Origin of the sequence: uncultured Agathobaculum sp. (assembly GCF_963927765.1) — a bacterium.
Lineage (GTDB): Bacteria > Bacillota > Clostridia > Oscillospirales > Butyricicoccaceae > Agathobaculum.
Genome location: NZ_CAWVCU010000056.1, coordinates 1 through 24,198, shown reverse-complemented (window position 1 = coordinate 24,198; position 24,198 = coordinate 1). Strand labels below are relative to the sequence as shown.

Below are 24,198 nucleotides of genomic sequence, written 5' to 3'. Positions count from 1 at the left end.
AGGCGTAGGAGGTGAAGTGAGCAAAACTGCATACTGCCTTTCGTTTTGCGTCCCAACTTGGGACGCATTTTTGCTATCCGGGAACAAAAAGGAGGTATTCAATGCCCGAGAACAAAGAAATCCCCAATCAGAACACACTTTTCTCTTCCAACAGTCAATCCCATTCTCCCCCTAAACCCGCTGAGCCGCCCAAGGGGCTGGACACCAAGGCCCCGCCTGCGGCTGACGCCAAGAAACCCACTGAGCCAGCCAAAGCGCCAGACGCCAAGGCCCCGCCCGCCGCTGATGGCAAGAAACACGCCGAACCGTCTAAAGCACCAGATGCCCAAAACACCCCCGCCGCTGACGCTATGAAACCTGTTGAACCACCCAAGGGGGCGGACACCAAGGCCCCGCCTGCGGCTGATGCCAAGAACCCCACCGAACCACCCAAGGCACCGGATGCCAAGGCTGCGCCTGCATCTGATGGTAAGAAACCTACTGAGCCGTCCAAGAGGCCGGATACCAAGACCCCGCTTGCGACTGACGCCAAGAAACCCATTGAACCATCCAAGGCACCGGATACCAAGGCTACGCCTACGGCTGACGGCAAGAAACCCACCGAGCCACCCAAGGCATCGGACACCAAGGCCCCGCCCGCCGCTGACGGCAAGAAACCTGTTGAGCCACTCAAGGCACCAGATGCCAAGACTACGCCCGCCGCTGACGGTAAGAAACCCGCTGAACCAGCCAAGGGGCCGGATGCCAAGGCCACACCTGCTACTGATGCTAAGAAACCCGCCGAGCCAGCCAAGGGGCCAGGTGCCAAGGCCGCACCTGCCGCCGCTGTCCCACCGAAAACCGCAGAGGCGGCGAAAGACCCGGCCAAGGGCGTAAAAATCACGCAGATTTTTGCAGACCGTCTGGACAAACCAGATGATAAGGCGCTGAAAGACCTGCCTATCCCCCAAGAGGGCGAGGGCTTTTCCATCCGCCTGCATCCCGACTATTTCTTTGATTTTCTGGACCACCCCTTTACCGTCAACCGTGAGGTGGACGACTACAAGGAGCTGTTCGACTCCATCAAGGCCAACGGCATCAATGAGCCAGTCAAGGCTCGTCCCCGTGAGGGCGGCGGTCTGGAGCTGATCTCCGGCCACCGCCGCCATGACATTGCCAAGCAGCTGAATTATCCTGTCCCGGTCATCATCGAGCAAGTGGACACCAACGACGCCCAGATCGAGTGCGTGGACGGCAATCTGCACCGTCAGGATATTCCCACCTCAGAACTGGCCCGCGCCGCCAAGATGAAGATGGAGGCGCTGGCCCGCAAGGCGGGCCGTCGTTCCAAGATGGACCAGCTCACCGGCCCCAGCAAGCGCACCGACCAGATCGTGGCCGAGGACATGGGTATGAGCCGCAATCAGGTCAACCGCCTTGTCCGCATCGACTCACTTGTGCCGGAGCTGAAAAAGCGTGTGGACGATAAAAAGCTGGCGTTCAATACGGCGGTGGAGCTGTCCTACTTGAAACCGGAGGAGCAGGGCAAGGTAGCGGACTTTATCGAGGACAGCGGCCATTCCCCCACATTGGAGCAGGCTACCCAGCTGAAGGAGGCCAGCCGGGCGGCGCAGGTGGCGGAAAAGGCAGCTGCCAAAGCCCCTCCAGTGAAAGCGCCGTCCACCCCGCAGGCCCCAGCGCAAAAGGCACCGGCCCAAGGTGAGGAAAAGGCACCCGCGCCGCTGGACACGAAGAAGATCGCCTCCATCGTCAAGGAAAAGCCTGAACCGGAACAGAAGTATATTTTCACCAGTACGGAGCTAAAGGAGTATTTTCCCAATGTCCGCCTGCCTACCACCAGCGAGGTCAAACGCAAGGTGTTTGACGCGCTGGACTTGCAGAAAAAGGTGCAGGAGCGCCAGCAGGCCAAGCAAGCCCTCAAGGACAGCATGAAAACCCCAGCCAGATAACGGTTTTGACAGCAGCGCCGAAAGGCGCTTTTTTTGTATCAAAATCAAAAAAGGAGGACTTTTTATCTGAATGTTTTAGTAGTGGAACCGGGCTATGCCCCCTATGAAAAGGAAATCAATGGCCTGCGTGAGATGCAGGCTGTTGTGGGCGGGGGCATCCAAGCCATTTATCCCTATCAGGAACCCGTCGCTATCGTCTGCAATGATGAAGGCATCCTAAAACGCCTGCCGTTCAACCGGAGCATCGAGGGCGGCTATGGCGGTGTGTTCGGCACGTTTTTCGTCTGCGGGCAGGGTGAAGAATCGTTCTGTTCGCTGACGCCGGAGCAGATCAAGACCTACAAGCAGAAATTCCATCAGGCGGAAATCCTGTTGGGCGCAGCCGAAAATAAACCTATTACTCTGAAAGTGGAGCCGCGCACCAAAAATAAGCCCTCTAAGGGGCTTAGCCATCCCACCCCGCCGGGACGCGAGTAAGGCGGTGAGCCTATGAACGATTACGAGGAACGGAAACAGGCCCGAATAGACCGTTACCGGGAGAAGGCGGAAAAGGCCCGTCAGCAGAGCAGCCAGCTTTCCCATGAATCTGTTTCCATGCTGGAGCACATTCCACCCGGCCAGCCCATTTTGGTGGGCCATCACTCAGAGCGGGGGCACCGGAAGTTGCTGGAGCGGTCAGACCGGAAAATGGAGCAGTCCATCGCCGCATCGGAAAAGGCGGATTATTACGAGCATAAGGCAAGGGCAGCTGAGAGCAATACTGCTATTTCCTCAGATGACCCGGCGGCACTGGAAAAGTTGCAGGCCAAGCTGGCACGGTTGCAGGAAAAGCAAACATTTATGAAAACCGTCAACGCCTACTACCGCAAGCACCAGACCTGCCGGGGATGTGAGGGCGTATCGCCCGAGCTGGCCGCAGAGCTGGATAACAGCATGGTGGATGCCTATTCATGGGTGACTGCCCCGTATCCCTCCTACGCCCTGTCCAACAACAATCAGGAGATCCACCGGGTACAGGAGCGCATCAAGCAGCTGGAGCGCAACCGGGACGTTGGTTTTCAGGGCTGGGAATTTGCGGGCGGCAAGGTGGTTGCCAATGCCGAGATGAACCGTCTGCAAATCTTTTTTGACGAGATACCCCCGGCGGAAATCCGCAAAGAGCTAAAAAGCCGGGGCTTTCACTGGGCGCGGAGCGAGGGGGCATGGCAGCGCCAGCTCACCCGCGACGCCATCTATGCCGCCAGCCGGATACCTGCCATCTGCCCCACAGACGGGACAGACCCCCGAAAACTCCAACCCACGGCCAAGAGCAAGAACACACCGGAACGATAGGAGGAACCGACTATGAACGTCATCAACGCCAGCATCACCAAGATGGAAGAAATCGAGATTTTTGGCATCCCCGCCCTCTATACACCCCACAAGGTCAGCCGTCAGACCGTCCATCTGGGGATGTACTGCTACGAGTTGCAGGCGGCCCCGGAGGACTGGGGCCAGCCCCGCCGCCTGATGAACGAGGTGGACGAGGGCTTTTACGGCACCGTGCTCACCCCTGTCCCGGTGGAGGGCGCAGAGGGCGCGGGGCTTGTCATTGGGCCGGAGGACTTCAAGGCCGAGCTGGGGATCGGCAGCTACACCCCCGCCGAGTTTGAGGACAAGTACCTGTCCCCCCACTATGACCCCCTGCGGCTGGAACAGATCTATGGAAAGGCAGATTGAGATTATCCCATTTCTTTCCCGTGTGGTGCAGGAGAACACCCACGCCTATCAGGAGGACTTTGACTATGACGTGCGGAAGATCACCAGAGCCGTGCAGGAATCCAATATGGAGGACCGCACCTTTTACTGGATGAGCCGCCCCTGCGGGACGTGGTGCGTCAAAGAGCGGGATGTGTTTCTGCGGGAAACCGATGAACACATCATCTGGACGCACTTTGCGTCCGAGGCAGACGGAATACGCGCCTACCGAATCGTCATTACCGGCCACCGGGACGGAACCGCCATTGGGAATGTGTTCCCCCTGCATTACAGGGAGCAGGTACAGCGTATCCAGCAGGCGGCGCTGCCTGTGGCCACGGTGGAAATCACCTATCCCAACGGCCATACTTCCAAGCTGGCCTATGCGGAGTTCGAGAAGTGCAGGCGACACTTGTATGAGCGCTATGGCAAGCCCGAGCGCATCCGCTATGCCCCGGAAAATGAGGCCGAGCTTACCAAACGGATCATGCTGGAGCATCGCTTTCAAAAAGGATGGAAACGGAAAAACCGCACGCAAGCGCCAAAGACCCCCAGCCGTTGAGAGGCGCCAGCGCCCAGCGACGCCTCCGGCGTCGCTGTCCGCGCAAGTACGGCATTTGTGCCACAAACGCCACTTGTCAGGGGGATACCCCCTGAAACCCCACCCGTAATCCGTCCCAAGTTGGGACGCAAAACGGCCAGCGAAATCTGTCCCAAGTTGGGACAAATAAAAATCAGAGAGGAGGATGCCATGAGAACAAGACCCCGCTGCATTGGCCTGTGGCTGAACGACGCAGAGCATGAACACCTCATGCGCCAATGTGCGGCTACCGGCCTCAACGCCAATGCACATATCCGCAAACTCATCATGGGCGAGAACCTGCGCCCCCGTCCGCCGGATGCCTATGCAGCCCTGCTGCGGGAGCTGTCCGCCATCGGCAACAACATCAATCAACTGGCCCACCAGGCCAACGCCCGGGGCGAGGCCACCCGCGCTGAGATCCATGCGGCGTCAGAGCTGGTGCAGCAGGCGTGGCAGTTGGTGCGGGAGGCGGTGTAGTGGCCTATGACAAAATCATTCCCGTAAGAGCAAGGCTGGATCACTGTGCCGACTATGTACTCAACCCGGAGAAAACCAGCCTGCCGGATGGAGGCCCCCGCCTTGCCACCGCAATCAACTGCCAGTTGGATACCGCCTATCAGGACATGATGGATACCAAACGCCGCTGGGGCAAGAGCGGCGGCGTGCAGGGCTACCATATCATCCATTCCTACACCCCCGGCGAGGTGACGCCCATCGAGGCCCACGAAATGGGAGTGGAGCTGGCCCAAAGGCTGCTGGGCGACAAATATGAGGTCATTGTTTCCACCCATTTAGACCACGACCATCTCCACTGTCATATCCTGTTCAATTCCGTAGGCTTTATGGACGGCGCTAAATTTCGCAACACCTTTCAGGACTACTACCGGGATATTCGCGGCATCTCCAACGAGGTGAGCCGCGCCCACGGCGTTTCCGTCATTGAGCCGGAGGCCAAGGGAGAACACTATGCGGAATGGAGCGCCGGGCAGAGCGGCAAGGCCACAGTGCGGGGCCTGATCCGGCAGGACATGGACGCCGCAATCAACAGCGCTTTTACCTATCAGACCTTTTGGGAGCAGCTTGCCAAGATGGGCTATACCATCAAGCGCGGCCCGAATGTCAAGTACACCGCCGTCCGGCCACCGGGCGGCGCTCGCTTTATCCGCCTTGCCAGTCTGGGGGATGGCTATACCGAGGACGCCATCAAGGAGCGGCTGGCCGGGGTGCGGAGCGGTATCTCCACCGCGCATCTCCCTCCGCCAAAGCCGCCCAGACGCTACACCGTCAAGCGTGGGACTCTGGCACGCCGCCCCCGCCAAAAGTTAAAGGGCTTTCGCGCCCTGTACGTCCACTACCTGTATCTGTTAGGCATCCGGAGGCCGTCCCCCAAGCGTCCGCCCCTGCCCTTCAGCGTCCGCAAGGAGGTCACGCGGCTGAACCGCTATGCAGCGCAATTCCGCTTTTTGCAGGCCAACCGCATAGACACCGCCGCCCAACTCACCATGCTGGGAGATGCGCTGCAAGCGGAGATAGACGCCCTGACGGACCAGCGGAAAGACCTGTACCGTCTCAAACGGCAGGGGCAGGACGTGGGCGGCGAGATACAATCCATCAACGAAATATTGCGTCCCTTACGTCAAAGGTTGAGAACCTGCGGCCAGATCGAACAGGCCATTCCACGCATCCAGGAGCAGGAGCGGCTTTGCCGGGACGCCCGAAGAAAGGAGCAGGAACATCACAAAACCACTGTTAAAACTCGTCAAGCAAGATCTCAAAAATTTTCTCCGCCTGATCGGTGATTGCCGTCCTACCTTAGACCCGGACAGCCTGCGGCTGGATATTCAGAAACTGGAACGCTGCGAGGCTGCGGACTACCTATTTCTGGTACGCCGGGAGAAATCCTATCTGTTCCCCATCGCGGAGGTCTATGTGCCGGAGCAGTACGCCTACCTCTGCTGGACGGCCTACACCCTGTTCCCGGATATGCCGGTGGACGCCTTTTACTTCCATGTGGAGGATACCGAAATTGGGCTGCGCGGCACCATTGTCCTGCTGGACTATGGGCAGTCCGCGGCAGACGTGGTGCAGGCGGCGGAATATCCATTGGAAAAACGCGCCGCCCATGTCCTGCGTCAGATGAAACACTGGCAGGAACACGCCAAACTTTGCACTATCGCGGAGATGGTGGCAGCGATGGGAGGTGAGCCAAAGTGGATGTGAGCGGCGAAGTGGCGGACCTGATGGTAAAAGAGAGCCTGCAAGCCGGGGAAACTGCGGTCAAGCTGGCGGCATCCGGCATTAAGAATGTCGCCGCCCTGCTGATCGCTTTAGCCCAGTCAGACCGCAAGATCATCGGAAAAACCAGCATCAAGAAACTGACGAAAGACCCATCCCCGGCCATGGTCCTGCCCCTCAAGGCCAAGGACGTGGAGCAATTTTCTAAGTTGGCGAAAGAGTACGGCGTCCTGTACGTTATCGCCCGTCCCAAGGGAAAAGAGGGCGCAGATGTGGACATCATCTCCAATGAGCGGTACTCCGCCAAGCTCAACGCCCTATTTCAGGCCATGGGCTACCCGCTGCCCGAGCAGCAGAAGGAGCAGGATAAGGAGGCAGACTCCAAGGAAGGCGACGCAAAAAAAGCCGCCCCCCGCGCTCAACAAGGGAGATTCTCGCCCGAGCGCGGGAATGGCTCGAAAGCGCAGACGAGGACACCTGACACCCCCCAGCCGGAGGGCAAGCCCTCTGTCCGGGGCCGCCTGGCTGCGCTGCAAGCGGCCTCCAAGGGCATGGAGAAATCCGCACCCGTGCGGCAGAAGGAGCACACACGCTGAAAATCACTATATTATTTTATTTTATAAGGAGGAATTGGTATCGCTAATCTTGCAGACATTATTTCTCAGAAAAACGCCAGTGATGAGCGCTGGAAGTTTGAACGGCAGGCCGAACGCGACAACGCCACGGCCATGCAGGACGCCGGCATCATGGAGATCGCCAGCAATCCCGAGGCGTATGTCCGGTATCTTGAACTTCAGGGGGACAATCCCCATTACAGCCCCGGCAACATCGCCCTCGCCATGTTCCAAAATCCCGAAGTGACCCAGTTCGGCACCCGGGAGAAGTGGAAAACCATGGGCCGCAGCGTCAAGGACAGCGAGGCCGGAAAGAGCTTTCAGATCTTCTCCCGCGGTTCCTTTGGCAAAGGCTATGTGCTGGCCCCCGCCTATGACATTTCCCAGACCTATGGGCGGGAGGTCAAAAAGGTCACGCTGGAAAACGGCTCGCCGGAGATGGAAAAGGCTCTGACCACCGTGCTCAACTACTCCGTCGTGCCCGTGGTCATCGACGGAAGTCTGGACTGCCCGGCCTACTATGACGCGGACAAAATGGAGCTGGCGGTCAACCCGGATTATCCGGACAACGAGGCGTTTGCCGCCATTGCTGCCGAAGTGGCCCACTCCCGACTGCACGCCAAGGGCGTAAACGCCTACTACACCCGCGCCGAGTGTGATTTGGACGCCCAGAGCATTTCCTGCATCCTATGCCGGAGGTTCGGCGTGGAGCGCAGTATGCCGGACCTGTCCCGTCTGGGGGAACTGTACAGCGGATGGGCGACGCCGGAGGTGCGGCAGGCGCTGGACAGCGTGCAGGATATGAGCAAGAAGATGGTGAACTCCATTGAGCGCAATATCGCGCCCCCTGAGCATACACGGGGAAATCCAGTTAAGCGGCCGGAACGGTAAGGGTGTTATCTCCCCTGCGGGGAGAGTATCCCGCCGCCTGCCCGCCGTCAAGGCCGGACGATTGCTGGCGCAATCGCCCGCGAGCCACCCCCCTTGCGGGGGCGGGCCTTGACTGCGGCCATCCGGCAGGATAGCGGACACCAAGGGAATAACACCCTCACAGGGCGCGCTTTGCGCGCCCTGTGTCCATGCTGGGGGCGGGTGCGCCGCCCGTCAGCTGGTGCTTGCCCCGGCCCGGTTTTTGTGTCCCAAGTCGGGACGTATTTTTTTGCCCCTTTTTATTCAATTCTTATCAAATATGGAGGTAATGCTTATATGACCATGAAAAAACGCGCCCGTTCCGCATTGGCCCTGCTGCTGGCCGTGGTGCTGTGCGTCGGCATGGTGCCCACCGCCTTTGCCGCCCAGGAGGACAACTACCATGACCCAGCGGAACACTGGATTGAGGCGCTCAACCGTACCAACGAATTGGATGCCAACTCCGTAGTGACTATCGAAACATTTAACTGCTGCGAGTGCGGGCAGGCTACCTCGTTTGAGGTATTCCGTGTACCGGAGTACACCCGCAATGGAGAAACGGCCCTGACCCGCAACGTCAAGTATTCAGACGGCACCTGCCTGGACGGGGAGAGCAAGGGCGACCTGCTGGACGGCACACCCGGTCAGGACGCCTACTACACCGGCTACCACTGGGCGAAAGCGGTGTGTCAGACCTGCGGCACGTTCAATACCAACATGGGGGCCACCAGCTATGCCTGCGGCAAAAATGTGTATTGGCTCTATGACTGTGCGGCAGACTTCTTCGAGGAGCTGCCCGAGGAAGTCACCGTTGAGCAAGTAGACAGCGAGTATCACCGCGTCATCACCACCAGCGGCGAGTATTGCGGATTCTGCTATGGCACCTTCAAGGAGGAAAACTCCACACTGGAGCATCACACAATGGAGAGCAGCATCCGGCCTGAGTTGGCCCATGACCGCTTTGTGGAGATGGACTCCTGTGCCGATTGCGGCTATACCGAAACCGCCTATACCGCTGCCAAGGCTGTCATTGCGGATTACTTCGGCGTAGTGGACGGACAGCCCCACACTGTCACCGTGTCGGACTTGTCCGAGGCCGGTGTGACCACCGCCATCCGCTACGGCCACAGCGCGGACGCCTGCACTTTGACTTCCGCCCCCAACTACACCGAGGCCGGGGACTATCCCGTATACTACGAGATCACCTACACATTCAAGAACACCGACATGGTGGAGGACGGCGTGGCATATGTCCACCTGCGGGACGAAACCACAGATGAGAGCGGCAACTGCACCTGCGGCTGCGGCAATCCAGACTGCGGCTGCCAGGACCCGGACTGTGACGGCTGCTGCTGTGAGGACACGGGCTGCGGCGAGAATCACAACTGGACGCTGCTGGACAGCGTGGACCCCACCTGCCTGACCCTGGGCTATGACCGTTACCTGTGCGTGGACTGCGGCATGATCGAAAAGCGGGACTATGAGGCCGCGCTGGGCCACGCCTATCAGAGCGTGGTCATCCGGGACGCCACCTGCAAAGTCCCCGGCAAGACCATTGATATTTGTGAGCGGTGCGGCAGCGTCAAGGAAACCGACCTGCCTCAGACCGAGCATGAATTTTCCACTACCGTCATTCCGGCCACCTGCACCAGCCCTGGCTATACCCTGCGGGAGTGTACGGTCTGCGGGGAGCGCCACATCGAGGACATCACCGCCGCGCTGCCCCACAATTATGTGAGCAAGATTACCCCTGCTACCTGTGAGGGCGGCGGACGCACCCTCCATATCTGCGAGGGCTGCGGCAGTTCGTTCATCACCGACTACACCGACCCGCTGGGCCACAGTTGGGATGAAGGCAAGGAGATCACCGGGGCCACCTGCACCGGCGAGGGTATGACCGAGTATACCTGTATCCGCTGTGGAGCCACACGTCTGGAGGGCGACGAGGCCGCGGGCCATATCCAAGGCGACCCGGCCACCTGTACCCAGCCCCAGCTCTGCACCCGCTGCGGGGCTGTCATTGAGAACGCTTTGGGCCATGACTATGAAACCGTTGTGACCGAGCCGACCTGCACGGAGATGGGCTACACCACCTACACCTGCACCCGCTGCGGCGACACCTACAAGGGCGACTACACCGAGGCGGCAGGGCACAAGCCCGGCGACTGGATCATCGACAAGGAGCCTACCACCGACAGCGAGGGCTGCAAGCATAAGGAGTGCGAGGTCTGCGGCGAAACGCTGGAAACCGAGGAAATCGAAAAGATCTACCATCAGGCCACCACGGACAGCAAGGGCGAGGCCGTTGTGGGCGGCTATCTGGTAATCGTCACGGATACCGACACCAAGGACCCCGTTGCCAATGCCACCGTGACCCTCCATGCGGACGATACCCTGTCCATCCGCCTGCCTAACAGCCGGATTTTGGATTATGCTGACCAGACTACCGTGACTGTCCTGCTCACCAAGGATAAGAGCACCGTGGAGGGTATGTTCATTGCGGTAACGGATAAGCATGACAACTACTGCGAGGACGCCACCAATGCCAGCGGCCAGATCACCGTCCCCGGCACCACCGGCATGACCAATGAGGACGGCGATACAACCGTGGGCTGGGAGGACGAGGACGGCGACCGCTGGACCCTGACTGTCACCGTGGAGGACTACGAAACCGGACGCCCCATCGAGGATGCAGAGGTATCCATCGGCAAGGGCGGCAATATTACCGTCACCCTGCCGGATGGCACCGATATGGACGAGGACAACCGCATCACTGTCACGGTGACGGACAACGAGCGCAAGCCCCAAGAGGGCGTGACGGTGATCGTCAAGGGCGACCTGGGCCAGAGCGAGCGCGGTGAAACCGACGAGGACGGCAAACTGACCGTTCCCGCTGTCACGGAAACCGAGTACCACGGAGCCCATATCTACGGCTACACAGACGGCACCTTTGGCCCGGAGCGCAGCATGAGCCGGAGCGAGGCCGCGGCCATCTTTGCCCGCCTGCTCTCTGACAAGTTGGATGAGCGCATCCCCAGCGGAAATAATGTGAAGTTCAAGGATATTGACCCGGAGGCGTGGTATGCGGGCTATGTGGAGTACCTGACCGGCTACGGCGTGGTCGTGGGCTACAATGACCGCACCTACCGGGGCGATAAGGCCATCACCCGCGCCGAGTTCACCACTATGGCCGCACGGTTTTTTGATGTGTACGGCGATGGAGCCGAGGAAATCATGGAGCAGTACGAGGGCTTTGATGATGTGAGCGACGGCTACTGGGCTGCGGAGTATATCAAGGATGCCGCCATCCACGGCTGGGTGGAGGGCTACGGCGACGGCACCTTCCGGGCCGACGACCCCATTGACCGGGCGGAAGTCGTCACCATCGTCAACCGCCTGCTGGGCCGCGAGGCCGACGAGGACTACATTGCGGACAACCGCCGCAAGTTGGTGACATTCCCTGATGTGTCCTCCCGCCACTGGGCCTACTACAATGTGCTGGAGGCCGCCAACGCCCACACCGCAGTTCTCACTGACCCGGAAACCTGGGAGAAATAAGTATCTGAATCCCTGTGCGGCAATGTGTCCCAAGTTGGGACGCATTGCCGCACTTCCATTCTCAACCGTAAGGAGGGACGTATATCAAGTATCAGGCAGTACGCAGCACCCGGGAGATCGCCAAAAGCATCGCCTACTATTTGGAAATGTCCGACCCGGAAAACTACCCGCCCAGTGACCGGGCGAGAACAGTCCGGGCAGTCAACGATATTTTGCAGGGAGCCTCCACCCGCACCACAGATGATTTGCTGGCAGAGCTGGCGGAAAAGGGCGGCGATTACTACGCCGGAGAGATCGAGGGCGTGAAGAAGGATATTCTGGACTTTCAGGCGCAGAAACATTTGATTGGCAAGCCCTATACCAAGACCAGCGGCAGGCAGTATCCCTACAAACTGTTTGAGCGGGACGGCCATCCGCCGCTGAAGGTCGTCAACCAGCGGCTCTTTGACTGGGCCGCAAAGGGCGGTTTTCCGCCCGGATTTTTTGAAAGCGCCTATTTTGACCATGTGACCATCTACTGTATGCCGGACTACACGGGCTGCACCCACTCCATCTTTCAGAACTGCACCTTTGCCGTGTGCCGGATGGTAGGCACGCACTTTCAGGAGGCCAGCCTGTACAGCAGCGAATTTCATTCCTGCTGCCTGTCTGGGGCGATTTTCAGCGACAGTACGTTGTCAGATACCCATTTCTATGACTGTGTGCAGCACCGGGGAGGCTTTATCCGGTCACGGTTGAGGCGCTGCAACACCTTAGACGCTTTGATGACTGGGGTAACATTTGCAGAATCCACGCTGGACGGCTGTTCCTTTGACCGCGTGCGGGCCAACCGGATACGGGGCCTGCATACCGCCACCATTACCCAGGGCGGGGCCACCGAGGAGGAGTGCCGCCACAACCGGGAGGCCATCTACAAGGCCCTGCGGCCGGAGGACTACCCCCAAGGGCCAGACCGGCGGCCGCCTGCGCCGGAGCGGTGAGGGGGCGGATGGTTGCACCAGAAGAAAGACTTCAAGAGCGCCCTGCCTATGTGGGCGCTGCTGACTATCCCCGTCCTGTGGCTGGCCGCTGTGGCGGCTTATGCCTATGAGGACGGCATGACCGTCTTTGACTGGATGAGCCGCTTTTCCGCAGTAGTCCAGCGCCCCTTTGCCATCCACTGGATGCCCCACACCCCCAAATTTCTGCTGGGCGGGCTGGTGCTGTATGTTTTTGCAATCACTTTGTACTACTCCACCCAGCAGAACCGCCGTCCCGGTGAGGAACACGGCTCCGCCGCATGGGGCGATGTGCGGGCGATTGACCGGAAATACCGGGACCGCAAGCACCCGGACCGGAACGTGATCTTGACCCAACACCTGCAAATGGGCCTGAACGGGAAACAGCATCGACGGAACCTGCTGCAAATCATTATCGGCGGCAGCGGCGCGGGCAAGACCCGCTTTCTGGTCAAGCCCAACGTCATGCTGGCCAACGCCTCCTACATCGTGACCGACCCCAAGGGCGAAATCGTCCGGGCGGTGGGGCCGCTGCTGCTGAAACGGGGCTACGTCCTGCGGGTGTTCGATCTGGTAGACCCCAGCCATTCCGACTGCTACAACCCGTTCCGCTATATCCGCAAGGACGCCGACGTGTTCCGCCTTATTGACAACCTCATTAAGAACACTACCCCCAAGAACGCCGCCAACTCTGACCCGTTTTGGGAGAAATCCGAAACCGCCCTGGACAGCGCCCTCATGCTCTATCTGCTCCATGAGGCCCCGCCGGAGGAACAGACTATGGAGATGATTTTAACCATGATTGAGTATGGCGGGGCCAAAGAGGACGATGATGATTACAAATCCGCCTTAGACCTGCTGTTTGAGGCGCTGGAGGAAGAACAGCCGGACCACATCGCGGTGCGGGAGTACCACATCTTCAAGCAAGCCGCGGGCAAAACTGCCCGCTCTATCTTGGTGAGCGCTGCTGTGCGGCTGTCCGTATTCACCCTCCATGAAATCCAGAGCATCACCGCGCGGGACACACTGGAGCTGGAAAAGCTAGGAGAGCGCAAGCAGGCCATCTTCTGCGTCATCCCGGACAGCAACGACAACTCCCTCAACTTCCTTGTGGGGATGCTCTACACACAGGCGTTTCAAGAACTTTATTATCAGGCGGACAAGGTGCATGGGGGCAGCCTGCCCATCCCGGTGCGGCTCATGTTTGATGAATTTGCCAATGTTTCTTTGCCGGACGGCTACGCCCGCTTACAGGCAACCATGAGGTCGAGAAACCTCATGGCAACCATCATCCTGCAAAACATCTCGCAGTTGAAGGCGCTGTTCAAGGACGACTGGGAGGGCATCATCGGCAATGCGGACAGCCTTGTGTATCTGGGCGGCAATGAAAAGGAGTCCCACAAGTACATCTCCGAGCTGCTGGGGAAAGAAACCATTGATACCACGACCTCCAGCCGCAGCCGGGGACGCAACGGCTCCTACTCCCAAAACTTCCAGCAGACGGGCCGGGAACTCTTGACCCCCGATGAGGTGCGGATGCTGGATAATAACAAAGCCATTGTCCTGATCCGGGGCGAGCGCCCTATCATTGACGACAAGTACGACATTCTAAAGCACCCCAACATCAAGGAAACCGAGGACGGCGGGGCTGCGCCCTATGTCCACAGCGCCACCTGCCTGTATGCGGTGGAGGACCTCAGTTTTTCCTTTACCTCTCTTGCCGATGTGGAGATCATCGGCGCATCTGAATCTGACGAAATGGAGGAATCACATGAACAAACATCCTGACAAGATCCATCATCGCGCCAAGGCCCGCCGCCTCATGGCGGCATGGGCGACTCTGGTGCTGGCCGTCTGCGTCTTTACGATCCCGGCGCTGGCCGCGGACGACCCGTTGCAGATCGTCAACAACCTGTCTGACTTTATCTTCTCCTGCATCAAGGCCATTGGCATTATCATTCTCGGCTGGGGCGTGGTGCAGGTTGGCATGAGCGTCCAGAGCCATGACGCATCCCAGCGCAGCCAGGGCTTTCTTTGCCTGTTCGGCGGCCTGCTCATCGCCTTTGCGAAAGAAATTTTGACCGCCATCGGCGTGGTGTGAACGCATGGGAGTAAAAATAATGCGTCCCAAGTTGGGACGCAAAACCGGGAGGTGTGAGCGATCAGTGACAACTGGGTAGTTGGCAATCTGGAAAACGCCCTCAGCACATGGAATGAAAAGTTAGGGGAACTGTGGACGCTACTGACGCAGACCCCGCAGAACTTCAAGGGCGGCGACATTTGGGATGTGATCGTAGACATTAACAGCGCCGTGCAGGGCATTGGGTATGGCTTGCTGGTGCTGTTTTTCGCAATGGGCGTGTTCCAATCCGCCGCCTCTTTTCGGGAGATCCAGCGGCCCGAATACGCCCTGCGGCACTTTATCCGCTTTGCCGCCGCCAAGGTGGCGGTGGGCTACGGCATGGAGATCATGACCGCTATCTTCTCCATCTGCGGCGGCATCGTGCAGACCGTCATGGGCGGTATGGGCGGGGCGGTGACGCAGGCTGCGACCCTGCCAAGCGAGATTGTGGACGCTATCGAGAGCGTGGGTTTTTTGCAGTCTATCCCCCTCTGGCTGGTGTCCTTCCTCGGCTCCATCCTCGTCACCATTTTGTCCTTTGTGCTGATCCTGACGGTATATGGCCGCTTTTTTCGTCTGTATATCTACACCGCCCTGTCCCCGCTGCCTATGGCCTCCTTTGCCGGGGAGGGGACTTCCAGTATGGGTAAGGCATTTATCAAGTCCTATGTGGGCGTGTGTATGGAGGGGGCGGTCATTATCCTTGCCTGCCTCATTTACTCGGCCTTCCTCTCCACCAGCGCCCCGGCGGTGGATGCGACCTTACCCGCGGTGACAATGGCGTGGCAGTACATCGGGCAGCTGGTATTCAATATGCTGGTGCTCACCGCCCTTGTGAAAGGCGCGGAACGAATTGTAAGGGAGATGTTTGGCCTGTAATCTGTCCCAAGTTGGGACGCAAAAAGAGGACGGCGGGCTTTGGGCCCGCCGTTTCCCTTTATCTGTCATACCAGTAATCCTCATATTCCTCTGTTCCCGGTTCCAGCTCCGCCTCCCACTGGGGCGCGGGCGTCTGGCTGTAATACCCGCCGGGGCCGTACAGGGGCTTTGCCCTTGCCAGCAGGTCCCCCAGCATCGCCCGCTCCTCCTGCCTGTGCCGGTGGAGCCGCAGGCCCCAGTAGGCGATGGGATACAGCAGGAGCAGGGCCGCGATGCCGTAGTAGGCAAACGGCTGTTCCGCTCTCCATGCCGGGAAAAGTGTAGCGGCCCCGCACAGGTAGACCATCAGGGGGAGCAGCTTTGCCATTGCCAGCAGCTTTACCAGCACAAGAAACAGGAACAGTTGGGACAGGCACCACAAAATCACTTGCGCGTCACGCATACAATTAACCTCCTTAAAATGTTCAGAAATCATTGGAACTTACAGTGTTTTCTTACACTTATATTATCTCATAGTAGGAAAACACTGTCAAATTTCCCAAAATCCAAACCTGAAAGGAAGATGCGATTGGAAATTAAAATCCCCAAGGAAGTACGCCAGCACAAGGAAACGATTTTCTTTGGCCTCTCCGCCCGGCAATTCCTCTGCGCCCTGTTCGCCGTGGGGATCGCTGTGGCCGTCTATCTGAGCCTGAGCGAAACCATTGGCAAGGAAACCGCCAGCTGGGCCTGCATCCTGTCCGCCGCGCCGGTGGCTGTGGCGGGCTTTTTCAACTACAAAGGCCTGACGCTGGAGCAATTCGCGTGGGCCTTCCTCAAATCCGAGGTGCTCTGTGCCGGGGACCGGGTATTCAAGGCGGAAAACATCTACTACAAGGCCCTCGGCAGAAAGGAGGGCGCGGACTTTGATTAAGACCCTCCTGCTGGCAAACAAGGCGGAGCGGGACGCCTTTTTTATCCCCCGCAGCGTCCAGCAGTCCATCCCCATCAAGCGCATCTACAAGGACGGGATCTGGCTGGTGGGGCGCAAGCACAGCAAGACATGGCGCTTTGCGGACATCAACTACGAGGCCGCCTCAGACGATGACCGCCGCGCCATCTTCCTCTCCTACTGCGGCGTGCTGAACTCCCTGCCTACGGATGCTGCCGCCAAAATCACCATCTGCAACCGCAGGCTGAATTTTGAGGACTTCCAGCGCACCGTCCTGATGAAAGAAAAGGGCGACAGGCTGGACGAGTACCGCCGGGAGTCCAACCAAATCCTGCTGGACAAGATGGCCCAGAGCAACAATCTGGTGCAGGACAAGTTTATCACCCTGTCCATCCCCCAGCGGAAAATTGAGGACTCCCGCGCCTACTTCCGCCGGGTGGAGGGCGACCTTGCCAAGAGCTTTGGACGGCTGGACTCCGGCGCGCGGGCTATCTCCAATTATGACCGTCTGCGTATCCTCCACGACTTTTTCCGCCCCGGCGAGGAACAGTATTTCACCTTTGACAAGAGCGAAACTATCCGCCGTGGGCTGGACTTCCGCGACCTCATCTGCCCGGACAGCTTTTCCTTTAAGGCCGGATACTTTGAGATGGGCGGCAAGGTTGGCCGGGTGCTGTTCCTCAAAGACCTGGCATCGTTCCTCAAGGACGATATGATTGCCGAGCTGTCTGACTTCTCCCGCAGCCTCATGCTCTCCATCGACATTCTCCCCATCCCCACGGACGAGGCGGTGAAGGAGATCCAGAGCCGTATTCTGGCCGTGGAAACCGACGTGACCCGGTGGCAGCAAAAGCAGAACTCCAACAACAACTTCTCCGCCGTGGTTCCCTATGAGCTGGAGCAAATGCGGAATGAATCCAAGGAATTTTTAGACGACCTCACCACCCGGGACCAGCGCATGATGTTCGCCGTCGTTACCATCGTCCATATCGCGGACACGCTGGAGCAGCTGGACGCCGACACGGAAACCCTCATGGCCATTGGCCGCAACCACCTGTGCCAGTTTTCCATCCTCCGCTACCAGCAGGAGGACGGTTTGAACACGGTGCTGCCCTACGGCCTGCGGCGCATCAAGGCCCTGCGCACCCTTACCACCGAGAGCACCGCTGTTTTCATGCCCTTCCGGGCGCAGGAGATTCAGGACCCCGGCGGGCTGTATTACGGCATCAACGCCGTGTCTAAGAACCCCCTGATCTGTGACCGCAAGCGGCTCATTTCACCCCACGCCTTTATGCTGGGGGTATCCGGCTCCGGAAAATCCATGGGGATGAAAGGCACCATTGCCAACATCGCCATGGGGACAGACGACGATATTATCATCATCGACGCCGAGCGTGAGTATGGCCCCATTGCCGAGGCGCTGGGCGGCGAGGTGATCGAGATTTCCCCCAATAGCCGCCACCACATCAACCCGCTGGATATGGGGGACGGCTACGGCGACGGCGAGAACCCCATCGCCATGAAGTCCGAGGTGCTTATGAGCATCATCGAGCAGCAGATGGGGGCCGGGACGCTGGGCGGCGCGCAGAAGTCCATCATTGACCGCTGCACCTCCAACATCCTGCGGCCCTATCTGAAGAACGGGGGCAATGGCCCCGCGCCCCTCCTGACTGACTGGCGGCAGGACGTACTGAACCAGCCGGAGGAGGCGGCGCAGGAGATCGCGCTGGCCTCAGAAATCATCGTAGAAGGCACTCTCAACGTGTTCGCCCACCCCACGAATGTCAATATGGATAACCGGATCATCGTCATTGACCTGTATGAGATGGGCGAGCAGCTGCGGCCCACTGGGCTTGTGGTGACGCTGGAGGCCATACAGAACCGTGTCGCCTCCAACCGGAAGAAAGGCAAGTACACATGGGTCTTTATCGACGAGGTGTACCTGTTCTTCAAATACTTCTACTCCGCCCAATTTCTCTACAAGGCGTGGAAACGCTTTCGCAAGTATGCTGCCCCCATGACCGCCGCGACACAGAATGTAGAGGAATGTCTGCGGTCTGAAACCGCCCGCCTGATGTTCGCCAACAGCGAGTTTTTGGTGCTTTATAATCAAGCGGCCACCGACCGGGCGGAGCTTGCCAAGCTGCTGCACATCTCCGACACGCAGATGGGCTATATCACCAACTCTGCCCCCGGCTGTGGCCTCATCCGCATGGGCGGTTCCATCGTGCCCTTCACCAACACCATCCCCAAGGACACCGCCCTCTACCGCCTCATGTCCACTACACCCGGCGACGGGGCCAACAGCTGAATTGCGTCCCAAGTTGGGACAGATTAAAAGGGAACTCCGCGCCTGTAAATACAGGCGCGGAGTAAAATTTTTCTTCATAGTTTATCAACCAAATCGCGGATAAATTCTACTGGATGAGCCTTTGCAATGCCGCTGTTTTCGCTACGAATTTCAACGACTTGCTGAGTCTGACTATTTATTAAGGTTTCTTGGTAAGGAATATATGAATGAACTATACCCAACAAGACACTACGATTTAGTGACTTCGATCCTTCTATAGATAAAACTTCAGCACGTGTCACAATCGGACTTCCAGAGTTTCCAGGGAAATTTTGGATATCAACTAATATATTTTTTGTTTCAGAGATTTGACTTTCACTCATCCTTGCAATACATCCCATTCTGCAAATCGGGGTGTTTGAATTGATATTAACGAGGCCCATAGGAAATCCAAGCATATATACTATACTTCCTTCATCAACCCCGTTACTTAAAAGTTCTTGCGATGACATCGCATTGCCTTCAATATCAAATGAGAGAAAATCAAATCCGTTATCTTCAAAATATTTCCCATTTAATCTCAATACCGCTATGTCAATTTCTTCATCTTCGCTAACAACATATAAAGGTTTTCCATCCTTCATTAGAGGAACATCAACAGTTTTCAAATTATGGGAGTTATGTTCAATCAATCGGATTATGACATTTTGCCTATTCTTAAAAACATGACGATTAGTTACAAGAAATGGAGCAACTTGTGTTTCTGAAACTCTTTTATGAATGAAGAACCCTGTTCCGAACCATTTTACTTGATCTCCATTTCTTGTACCGATGGACACAACTGCATTCATGTAATGACGTGGAAGAATAGACATTATAAAACCCCCTTCAAACGCCAAAATTTTCATTTATTATATCATACGAAACACATTTTGACAACCAATAGGAGGCCACTAATATAGGAAAGGAAAAAGAAAGGCAGCACAGCATTATTAATACTAAGAATAAGCCATTCAAGGAGCGCGTCAAATCCATCCGGCGCGCTGTCACCGGGCGCATGGGGAAACTGATGAAGGACCGCTATCAGAGGGAGCAGGCCAAGGGGCGGCAGGAACAGGAGCCAAGCGCCGCTGTGTCCGCCGAAGAACAGGTGGAGCAGTACACTGGGGAATCCATCTCCACCGTCCGCTCTGCTGCTGGCCGGGGACTTGACAAGGCCCGCCGAACCATTCACCAGCGGCAGGAGGCCAAGGCCAGCCGCGCCAATATGGGACAGGCCGAACCGGCCCAGGACGGGACGGAGCCTGCGCCGCCCCAGCCGGGCGAGCGGATGAAACAGGAGGCCATCAAAGAGAAGAAAGCAGAGGTTATCAGGGGCAGGGGCGGCGACCCGGAGGGGACGCCGCCCTTTGCATCTTCGGGCAACAGGATCGGACAGCCCCGGAAATCCTCTGCCCCTGTTAATTCGGGCCGTCCCAGCCGTGCGGATGTTCTCCGTAATACGGACAATCTGCCCGCTGTCCGGGGTAAACCGCAGACAGCGATCAAGGAGCGGCCCCGCGGCAATGCCCCGGCCATCAAGACCCGGCAGGCAGTAGCGGTCAGGCGTGGGAATACCGTCAAGGCCGCAGCAGAAAAAACCGCCTCCGGCACAGCGCCCAAGGCTGCAAAGGCCACAAAAGCCGCCGCAAAGACGGCTGCAAAAAAGGCCGTGGGCCAGACGGCACAGGTGCGGGCGCGGCAACTCGCTGTCCAGCGGGCCAAAAAGGCAGCACAGGCCACGGCCAATCTGGGAAAGAAGGCGGCGCAGGCAGTTGTCCATGCAGCGGCTGCCCTTGTCAGCGCCCTTGTGGGGCTGGTGGGCGGCGCTGTCCTCCTGCTGGCCCTTTGTGTGATCGTGCTGGTGGCCGCTGTGGTGTCGTCCCCCTTTGGCATCTTCTTTGCCGACCAACAGAAGGAGCCGGATGCTGTTTCCCCCAATGCGGCCATCGCGCAGATCAACGTGGAATACACGGAGAAACTGGCGGACTTGCAGGCGGGCAACTATGACAATATCCAGATCCACGGCCAGCCCCCGGACTGGCGGGAAGTCCTTGCAGTTTTCGCCTGCAAGACGGCCTCCGCAGAGGATGGCGTGGACGTTGCCACCCTTGACCCTGACCGGGTGGAGCGCCTGCGGCAAGTGTTTTGGGATATGACCGCTATCACCACCGAGGAAGAAACCGTGGAGGGCGAGGACGGCGACGAAACCATCCTCCATATCACCATCGAGGCCAAAACTGCCGATGATATGCGGTCAGTCTACCAATTTACCGACTACCAGAACGAGGCGTTGGACGCCTTGCTGGAAGAAATGGAGCTGCTGGGCGGCCTGCTGGGGGACTTGTCCATTACGCAGGCGGACGCCGTGGCCCTGCTGGAGAACCTGCCCGATGACCTGTCCCCGGAGCGGAAAGCCGTCATCCAGCACGCCCTGACGCTGGTTGGCAAAGTCAATTACTTCTGGGGCGGCAAGAGCCTTGTGCTGGGCTGGGATTCCCGCTGGGGGACTACCATGCAGGTGACGGCGGCAGGCAGCAGCAGTACCGGCACCTATCGCCCTTACGGGATGGATTGCAGCGGCTTTGTGGACTGGGTATTCTACAACGCCACAGGCGGCGAGTACATCATAGGCCACGGGGGCGGGGCCTCCGCACAGCACAGTTACTGCACCGCGATTGCATGGGACGAGGCGATCCCCGGCGACCTGGTATTCTATCCCGAGGACTCCCATGTTGGCATTGTGGGCGGCAGGGACGAAAATGGAAACCTGCTCATTATCCACTGTGCCAGCGGCGCCAACAATGTGGTGATTACCGGCGTGGATGGTTTTACCTCTATTGGCAGGCCGGTCTACTTCACCGAATAGGAATTGCGTCCCGAGTTGGGACAAATGACAGCCCCGTATCCGCAGAGCGCCACGGATACGGGGCTTTTTCATTTTGGCAGGCCAATGCGTCCCAAGTTGGGACAGATTACATCTGCCGGGAGCTGGCCCGGCCTATCCGGTACAATAGCGGTATCTGCTCAACAAGGAGGATACCGCTTTGCGAACGAAAAACCACACCCTGACCGCCGCCCTGATCCGCCGCCCTGATCCGCCGCTATGCCGACCACCTGCGGGAACAGGAGCGCAGCGCCGCCACCATACAGAAGTACGCCCACGACCTGACGGCCCTGCTGGAATACCTACAAGGCGAGGCGCTGACCAAGGCCCTGATGATTGGCTGGAAGGAGGCGCTATCCGCTGACCATGCCCCGGCCACCGTCAACTCCATGCTGGTTGCCGTCAATGGCTTTCTGCGCTTTATGGGCTGGCACGCCCTGACGGTGCGCTTGCTGAAGATCCAGCGGCCTTTATTCCGGGAGGAACAGCGGGAGTTGTCCAAGGACGAATATGCCCGGCTGGTGGACGCCGCCCAGCGGGCGGGCGACGAGCGCCTTGCCCTGATTTTGCAGACCATCTGTGCCACCGGCATCCGGGTATCTGAGCTGCGGTTTATTTCCGCCGAGGCCGTCCGCTCAGGCCGGGCGGAGGTCTGCAACAAGGGCAAGCGCCGCACCGTCTTTCTCCCGGACCGGCTGCGCCGCTTGCTGAAAACCTACCTCAAAAAACAAAAAATCACCGCAGGAGCGGTGTTTGTGACCCGGACGGGCAGACCGCTGGATCGCTCGAATATCTGGCGGGCTATGAAGGCCCTCTGTAAGAGCGCCGAGGTGGAGCCGTCCAAGGTATTCCCCCACAATCTGAGGCACCTTTTCGCCCGGGCTTATTACGCGCTGGAAAAGGATTTGGCCCGGCTGGCTGACATTCTGGGCCACTCCAGCATCAATACTACCCGTATCTATACCATGGAGAGCGGGACCGTCCACGCCCGGCAGATCGGTCGTATGGGGCTGGTGATTACATAGTTTTCGTTCTGTTGTAACCTAACTATTTTACACCTCAACTATACCAACTTCTCCCTATAAAATCAAGCGTTTCACGAACTTTCGAGGAAATTCTGCGCAGGGCAAACAGGCGGAGAAACGGCATTTTGTTCTCCGCCTGTTTTGTCGTGCCAATACAGGGCTTAGATTTCTTTGGATATGGGTTGTGGGGGCATTGCCTTACAACAGAACGAAAAGTAAGTTGTAGCCTTTTCTTTTCCTGCAACAACAGAACGAAAAGTATGTGGTCAATATGGGCTGTGGCTTAGTGGGGTGACTGCGGGAATATGAATGGGATAAGCAGATATTTGTATGTGCTGGAAAGCATGGGCACTGTTTTCTGTATTCTGCTGGGACTATTCCTGCTGTATCTGTTAGCCCTTGCGACTAACCTGCTCTGGGCGCTGTGGAAGTGGCTGGACTGGAAATGGTGTGAGCGGTCTGTGGACTACTCCCTGTTCTACCGGGTTTGCCGTGTGATGTATGGAATCATGGGTAGCAGGGATTTGACCTTGGAGGAAAATCAAAGACATGTTCGGGAGGTGGTACAGGGATATAAACGGTTCTCTCATTGTAGCATAGAGCATTTGGGCCGGGTCTTAGACCGGCAAAAGCCAAAATACGAGGCACTGCAAACCGGGAGACCGAGCGAAACAACTGAGAACAGGGCTGGAAGAGGAAAGAAAATATACCCATAGGAAAAGGAGATTTGGAATTGAAAGAAGGATTCATCTTTATGGCTGTGCTATTTGGAGCATACATATGTTGGGCCATTGGAATGATAATCTACTCCAGAGCTACAGCCGAGAAAAGGAAGGAACAGGAAGAGAGAGAAAAAGCGAGGGAGGCTGCGGAAAGGCCATTTCGTGAAAAGGCATTTTTTGATGGTTGTGTGCAGGCAGATATTCTTTTAGTTGGACAAATGAACGATTGGCTGAGCAATACAGCAAAAACCGCGATAGAAATCGCGAAAAAATGCAGATTGATTCCGGCAAATAGCGATCGCACTGAGCAAAACTTACATATGTTGCGAGATGTGTTCTATGCACAGAGTGAAACTGAAGAAGGCAAGCAGGCAATCATGGAGAAACATCGGGAAAACGATAAAGCGGAGTGGGAAAAGTGGAGCTCTTGCTCTGACCTGCCCCCTGAGGCCAAGCTACAGACGATGCTCCATAACTGGGAGCAGGAGTTGCTTGGAATGCCATCCCCCCAATTGATTCGTCCCGCAAAGACGTCGGATGGTATGGTCCAGGCAGGGATGGCAGCCGGAATTGGCGGCGCGATTCCGGCCCTCGTTTCGCTGTCCCATACAGCGGAGCGAAATGTGCTGCCGGTTGAACCGGCTCTGGAAGCAGCTCTGACGGGAAATGATACTTCCCAGCGCCAGAAAAAATGCCCGGTATGCGGGAAGCTGTATCTTC

General features: G+C 57.8%; 21 protein-coding genes and 1 pseudogene. 20 read left to right on the top strand and 2 right to left on the bottom strand.

Features of this window, described 5'->3' with window-relative positions; all coding sequences use genetic code 11:
* Positions 1-101: 101 nt before the first annotated feature.
* The 15 genes from ABGT74_RS04840 to ABGT74_RS04770 all read left to right on the top strand — a co-directional run bounded on the left by ABGT74_RS04840 (position 102) and on the right by ABGT74_RS04770 (position 15,584).
* Positions 102-1,949: a ParB N-terminal domain-containing protein gene (locus tag ABGT74_RS04840; RefSeq protein WP_346704692.1), complete on the top strand. Its 1,848-nt coding sequence runs from the start codon at positions 102-104 to the stop codon at positions 1,947-1,949.
* An 81-nt stretch (positions 1,950-2,030) separates the two neighbouring features.
* The gene (locus ABGT74_RS04835; RefSeq protein ID WP_346704691.1) at positions 2,031-2,426 is read left to right on the top strand and encodes a DUF3846 domain-containing protein; all 396 of its coding nucleotides are present in this window, start codon (positions 2,031-2,033) and stop codon (positions 2,424-2,426) included.
* Positions 2,427-2,438: 12 nt separating this feature from the next.
* Positions 2,439-3,281 (top strand): DUF3560 domain-containing protein, encoded by an 843-nt coding sequence (locus tag ABGT74_RS04830; protein WP_204832595.1) that lies wholly within the window; start codon positions 2,439-2,441, stop codon positions 3,279-3,281.
* Between the two features lie 12 nt (positions 3,282-3,293).
* On the top strand, positions 3,294-3,668 hold the full coding sequence (locus ABGT74_RS04825) for an LPD28 domain-containing protein (RefSeq protein WP_204832597.1): 375 nt from the start codon (positions 3,294-3,296) through the stop codon (positions 3,666-3,668).
* Complete coding sequence (locus ABGT74_RS04820; protein ID WP_204832599.1) at positions 3,652-4,248, top strand: hypothetical protein; 597 nt, start codon at positions 3,652-3,654, stop codon at positions 4,246-4,248. Before ABGT74_RS04825 ends, ABGT74_RS04820 begins: the two co-directional genes overlap by 17 nt.
* 189 nt (positions 4,249-4,437) lie before the next feature.
* Positions 4,438-4,746, top strand: coding sequence for a plasmid mobilization relaxosome protein MobC (gene mobC / locus ABGT74_RS04815; RefSeq protein WP_346704690.1), 309 nt, complete (start codon positions 4,438-4,440; stop codon positions 4,744-4,746).
* Positions 4,719-6,068, top strand: a complete 1,350-nt coding sequence (locus ABGT74_RS04810; RefSeq protein WP_346704689.1) for a relaxase/mobilization nuclease domain-containing protein — start codon at positions 4,719-4,721, stop codon at positions 6,066-6,068. Before mobC ends, ABGT74_RS04810 begins: the two co-directional genes overlap by 28 nt.
* A gap of 130 nt (positions 6,069-6,198) precedes the next feature.
* Positions 6,199-6,489 carry a hypothetical protein gene (locus ABGT74_RS04805; RefSeq protein ID WP_346704688.1) on the top strand — a complete coding sequence of 97 codons (291 nt, stop codon included), beginning with the start codon at positions 6,199-6,201 and terminating at the stop codon, positions 6,487-6,489.
* A 20-nt stretch (positions 6,490-6,509) separates the two neighbouring features.
* Positions 6,510-7,100 carry a DUF3801 domain-containing protein gene (locus ABGT74_RS04800; protein WP_346704687.1) on the top strand — a complete coding sequence of 197 codons (591 nt, stop codon included), beginning with the start codon at positions 6,510-6,512 and terminating at the stop codon, positions 7,098-7,100.
* 150 nt (positions 7,101-7,250) lie between these two features.
* Positions 7,251-8,009, top strand: coding sequence for a hypothetical protein (locus ABGT74_RS04795; RefSeq protein WP_346704686.1), 759 nt, complete (start codon positions 7,251-7,253; stop codon positions 8,007-8,009).
* A gap of 315 nt (positions 8,010-8,324) precedes the next feature.
* On the top strand, positions 8,325-11,585 hold the full coding sequence (locus tag ABGT74_RS04790) for an S-layer homology domain-containing protein (RefSeq protein WP_346704685.1): 3,261 nt from the start codon (positions 8,325-8,327) through the stop codon (positions 11,583-11,585).
* A 146-nt stretch (positions 11,586-11,731) separates the two neighbouring features.
* Entirely contained in the window at positions 11,732-12,565 is an 834-nt protein-coding gene (locus tag ABGT74_RS04785; RefSeq protein WP_346704723.1) for a pentapeptide repeat-containing protein, read from the top strand.
* A gap of 12 nt (positions 12,566-12,577) precedes the next feature.
* Positions 12,578-14,371 (top strand): VirD4-like conjugal transfer protein, CD1115 family, encoded by a 1,794-nt coding sequence (locus ABGT74_RS04780; protein ID WP_346704684.1) that lies wholly within the window; start codon positions 12,578-12,580, stop codon positions 14,369-14,371.
* 34 nt (positions 14,372-14,405) lie between these two features.
* Complete coding sequence (locus ABGT74_RS04775) at positions 14,406-14,684, top strand: glutamyl-tRNA amidotransferase (RefSeq protein ID WP_346704722.1); 279 nt, start codon at positions 14,406-14,408, stop codon at positions 14,682-14,684.
* 60 nt (positions 14,685-14,744) lie between these two features.
* Positions 14,745-15,584 carry a hypothetical protein gene (locus ABGT74_RS04770; RefSeq protein WP_346704721.1) on the top strand — a complete coding sequence of 280 codons (840 nt, stop codon included), beginning with the start codon at positions 14,745-14,747 and terminating at the stop codon, positions 15,582-15,584.
* Between the two features lie 58 nt (positions 15,585-15,642).
* Here ABGT74_RS04770 and ABGT74_RS04765 read toward each other — a convergent pair whose 3' ends face one another.
* Positions 15,643-16,026: a hypothetical protein gene (locus ABGT74_RS04765; RefSeq protein WP_346704683.1), complete on the bottom strand. Its 384-nt coding sequence runs from the start codon at positions 16,024-16,026 to the stop codon at positions 15,643-15,645.
* A gap of 126 nt (positions 16,027-16,152) precedes the next feature.
* On the opposite strand from ABGT74_RS04765, the gene ABGT74_RS04760 reads away from it, so the two are divergent.
* Both ABGT74_RS04760 and ABGT74_RS04755 read left to right on the top strand, forming a co-directional pair.
* A complete protein-coding gene (locus ABGT74_RS04760) occupies positions 16,153-16,497 on the top strand; it encodes a PrgI family protein (protein WP_346704682.1) in 345 nt (114 codons plus the stop codon).
* Positions 16,490-18,826: a VirB4-like conjugal transfer ATPase, CD1110 family gene (locus ABGT74_RS04755; RefSeq protein ID WP_346704681.1), complete on the top strand. Its 2,337-nt coding sequence runs from the start codon at positions 16,490-16,492 to the stop codon at positions 18,824-18,826. The genes ABGT74_RS04760 and ABGT74_RS04755 overlap by 8 nt, the downstream gene beginning before the upstream one ends.
* 74 nt (positions 18,827-18,900) lie before the next feature.
* Here ABGT74_RS04755 and ABGT74_RS04750 read toward each other — a convergent pair whose 3' ends face one another.
* Positions 18,901-19,680 carry a serine protease gene (locus ABGT74_RS04750; RefSeq protein ID WP_346704680.1) on the bottom strand — a complete coding sequence of 260 codons (780 nt, stop codon included), beginning with the start codon at positions 19,678-19,680 and terminating at the stop codon, positions 18,901-18,903.
* 194 nt (positions 19,681-19,874) lie between these two features.
* On the opposite strand from ABGT74_RS04750, the gene ABGT74_RS04745 reads away from it, so the two are divergent.
* From ABGT74_RS04745 to ABGT74_RS04735, 3 genes and pseudogenes are all read left to right on the top strand, one after another.
* Complete coding sequence (locus ABGT74_RS04745) at positions 19,875-21,713, top strand: NlpC/P60 family protein (protein ID WP_346704679.1); 1,839 nt, start codon at positions 19,875-19,877, stop codon at positions 21,711-21,713.
* A 224-nt stretch (positions 21,714-21,937) separates the two neighbouring features.
* Positions 21,938-22,756, top strand: a complete 819-nt coding sequence (locus ABGT74_RS04740; protein ID WP_346704720.1) for a tyrosine-type recombinase/integrase — start codon at positions 21,938-21,940, stop codon at positions 22,754-22,756.
* Positions 22,757-23,483: 727 nt separating this feature from the next.
* A pseudogene (locus tag ABGT74_RS04735) lies at positions 23,484-24,198 on the top strand (hypothetical protein); the annotation flags it as partial.

Bases quoted from the DNA above. Each gene is read 5' to 3' on its own strand.
- ABGT74_RS04745 (WP_346704679.1), top strand. From the start codon at position 19,875: ATGAAGGACCGCTATCAGAGGGAGCAGGCCAAGGGGCGGCAGGAACAG.
- ABGT74_RS04750 (WP_346704680.1), bottom strand. From the start codon at position 19,680: ATGTCTATTCTTCCACGTCATTACATGAATGCAGTTGTGTCCATCGGT.
- ABGT74_RS04790 (WP_346704685.1), top strand. From the start codon at position 8,325: ATGACCATGAAAAAACGCGCCCGTTCCGCATTGGCCCTGCTGCTGGCC.
- ABGT74_RS04830 (WP_204832595.1), top strand. From the start codon at position 2,439: ATGAACGATTACGAGGAACGGAAACAGGCCCGAATAGACCGTTACCGG.
- ABGT74_RS04775 (WP_346704722.1), top strand. From the start codon at position 14,406: ATGGCGGCATGGGCGACTCTGGTGCTGGCCGTCTGCGTCTTTACGATC.
- ABGT74_RS04785 (WP_346704723.1), top strand. From the start codon at position 11,732: ATGTCCGACCCGGAAAACTACCCGCCCAGTGACCGGGCGAGAACAGTC.
- ABGT74_RS04800 (WP_346704687.1), top strand. From the start codon at position 6,510: ATGGTAAAAGAGAGCCTGCAAGCCGGGGAAACTGCGGTCAAGCTGGCG.
- ABGT74_RS04840 (WP_346704692.1), top strand. From the start codon at position 102: ATGCCCGAGAACAAAGAAATCCCCAATCAGAACACACTTTTCTCTTCC.
- ABGT74_RS04765 (WP_346704683.1), bottom strand. From the start codon at position 16,026: ATGCGTGACGCGCAAGTGATTTTGTGGTGCCTGTCCCAACTGTTCCTG.
- ABGT74_RS04795 (WP_346704686.1), top strand. From the start codon at position 7,251: ATGGAGATCGCCAGCAATCCCGAGGCGTATGTCCGGTATCTTGAACTT.
- ABGT74_RS04825 (WP_204832597.1), top strand. From the start codon at position 3,294: ATGAACGTCATCAACGCCAGCATCACCAAGATGGAAGAAATCGAGATT.
- ABGT74_RS04820 (WP_204832599.1), top strand. From the start codon at position 3,652: ATGGAAAGGCAGATTGAGATTATCCCATTTCTTTCCCGTGTGGTGCAG.
- mobC (WP_346704690.1), top strand. From the start codon at position 4,438: ATGAGAACAAGACCCCGCTGCATTGGCCTGTGGCTGAACGACGCAGAG.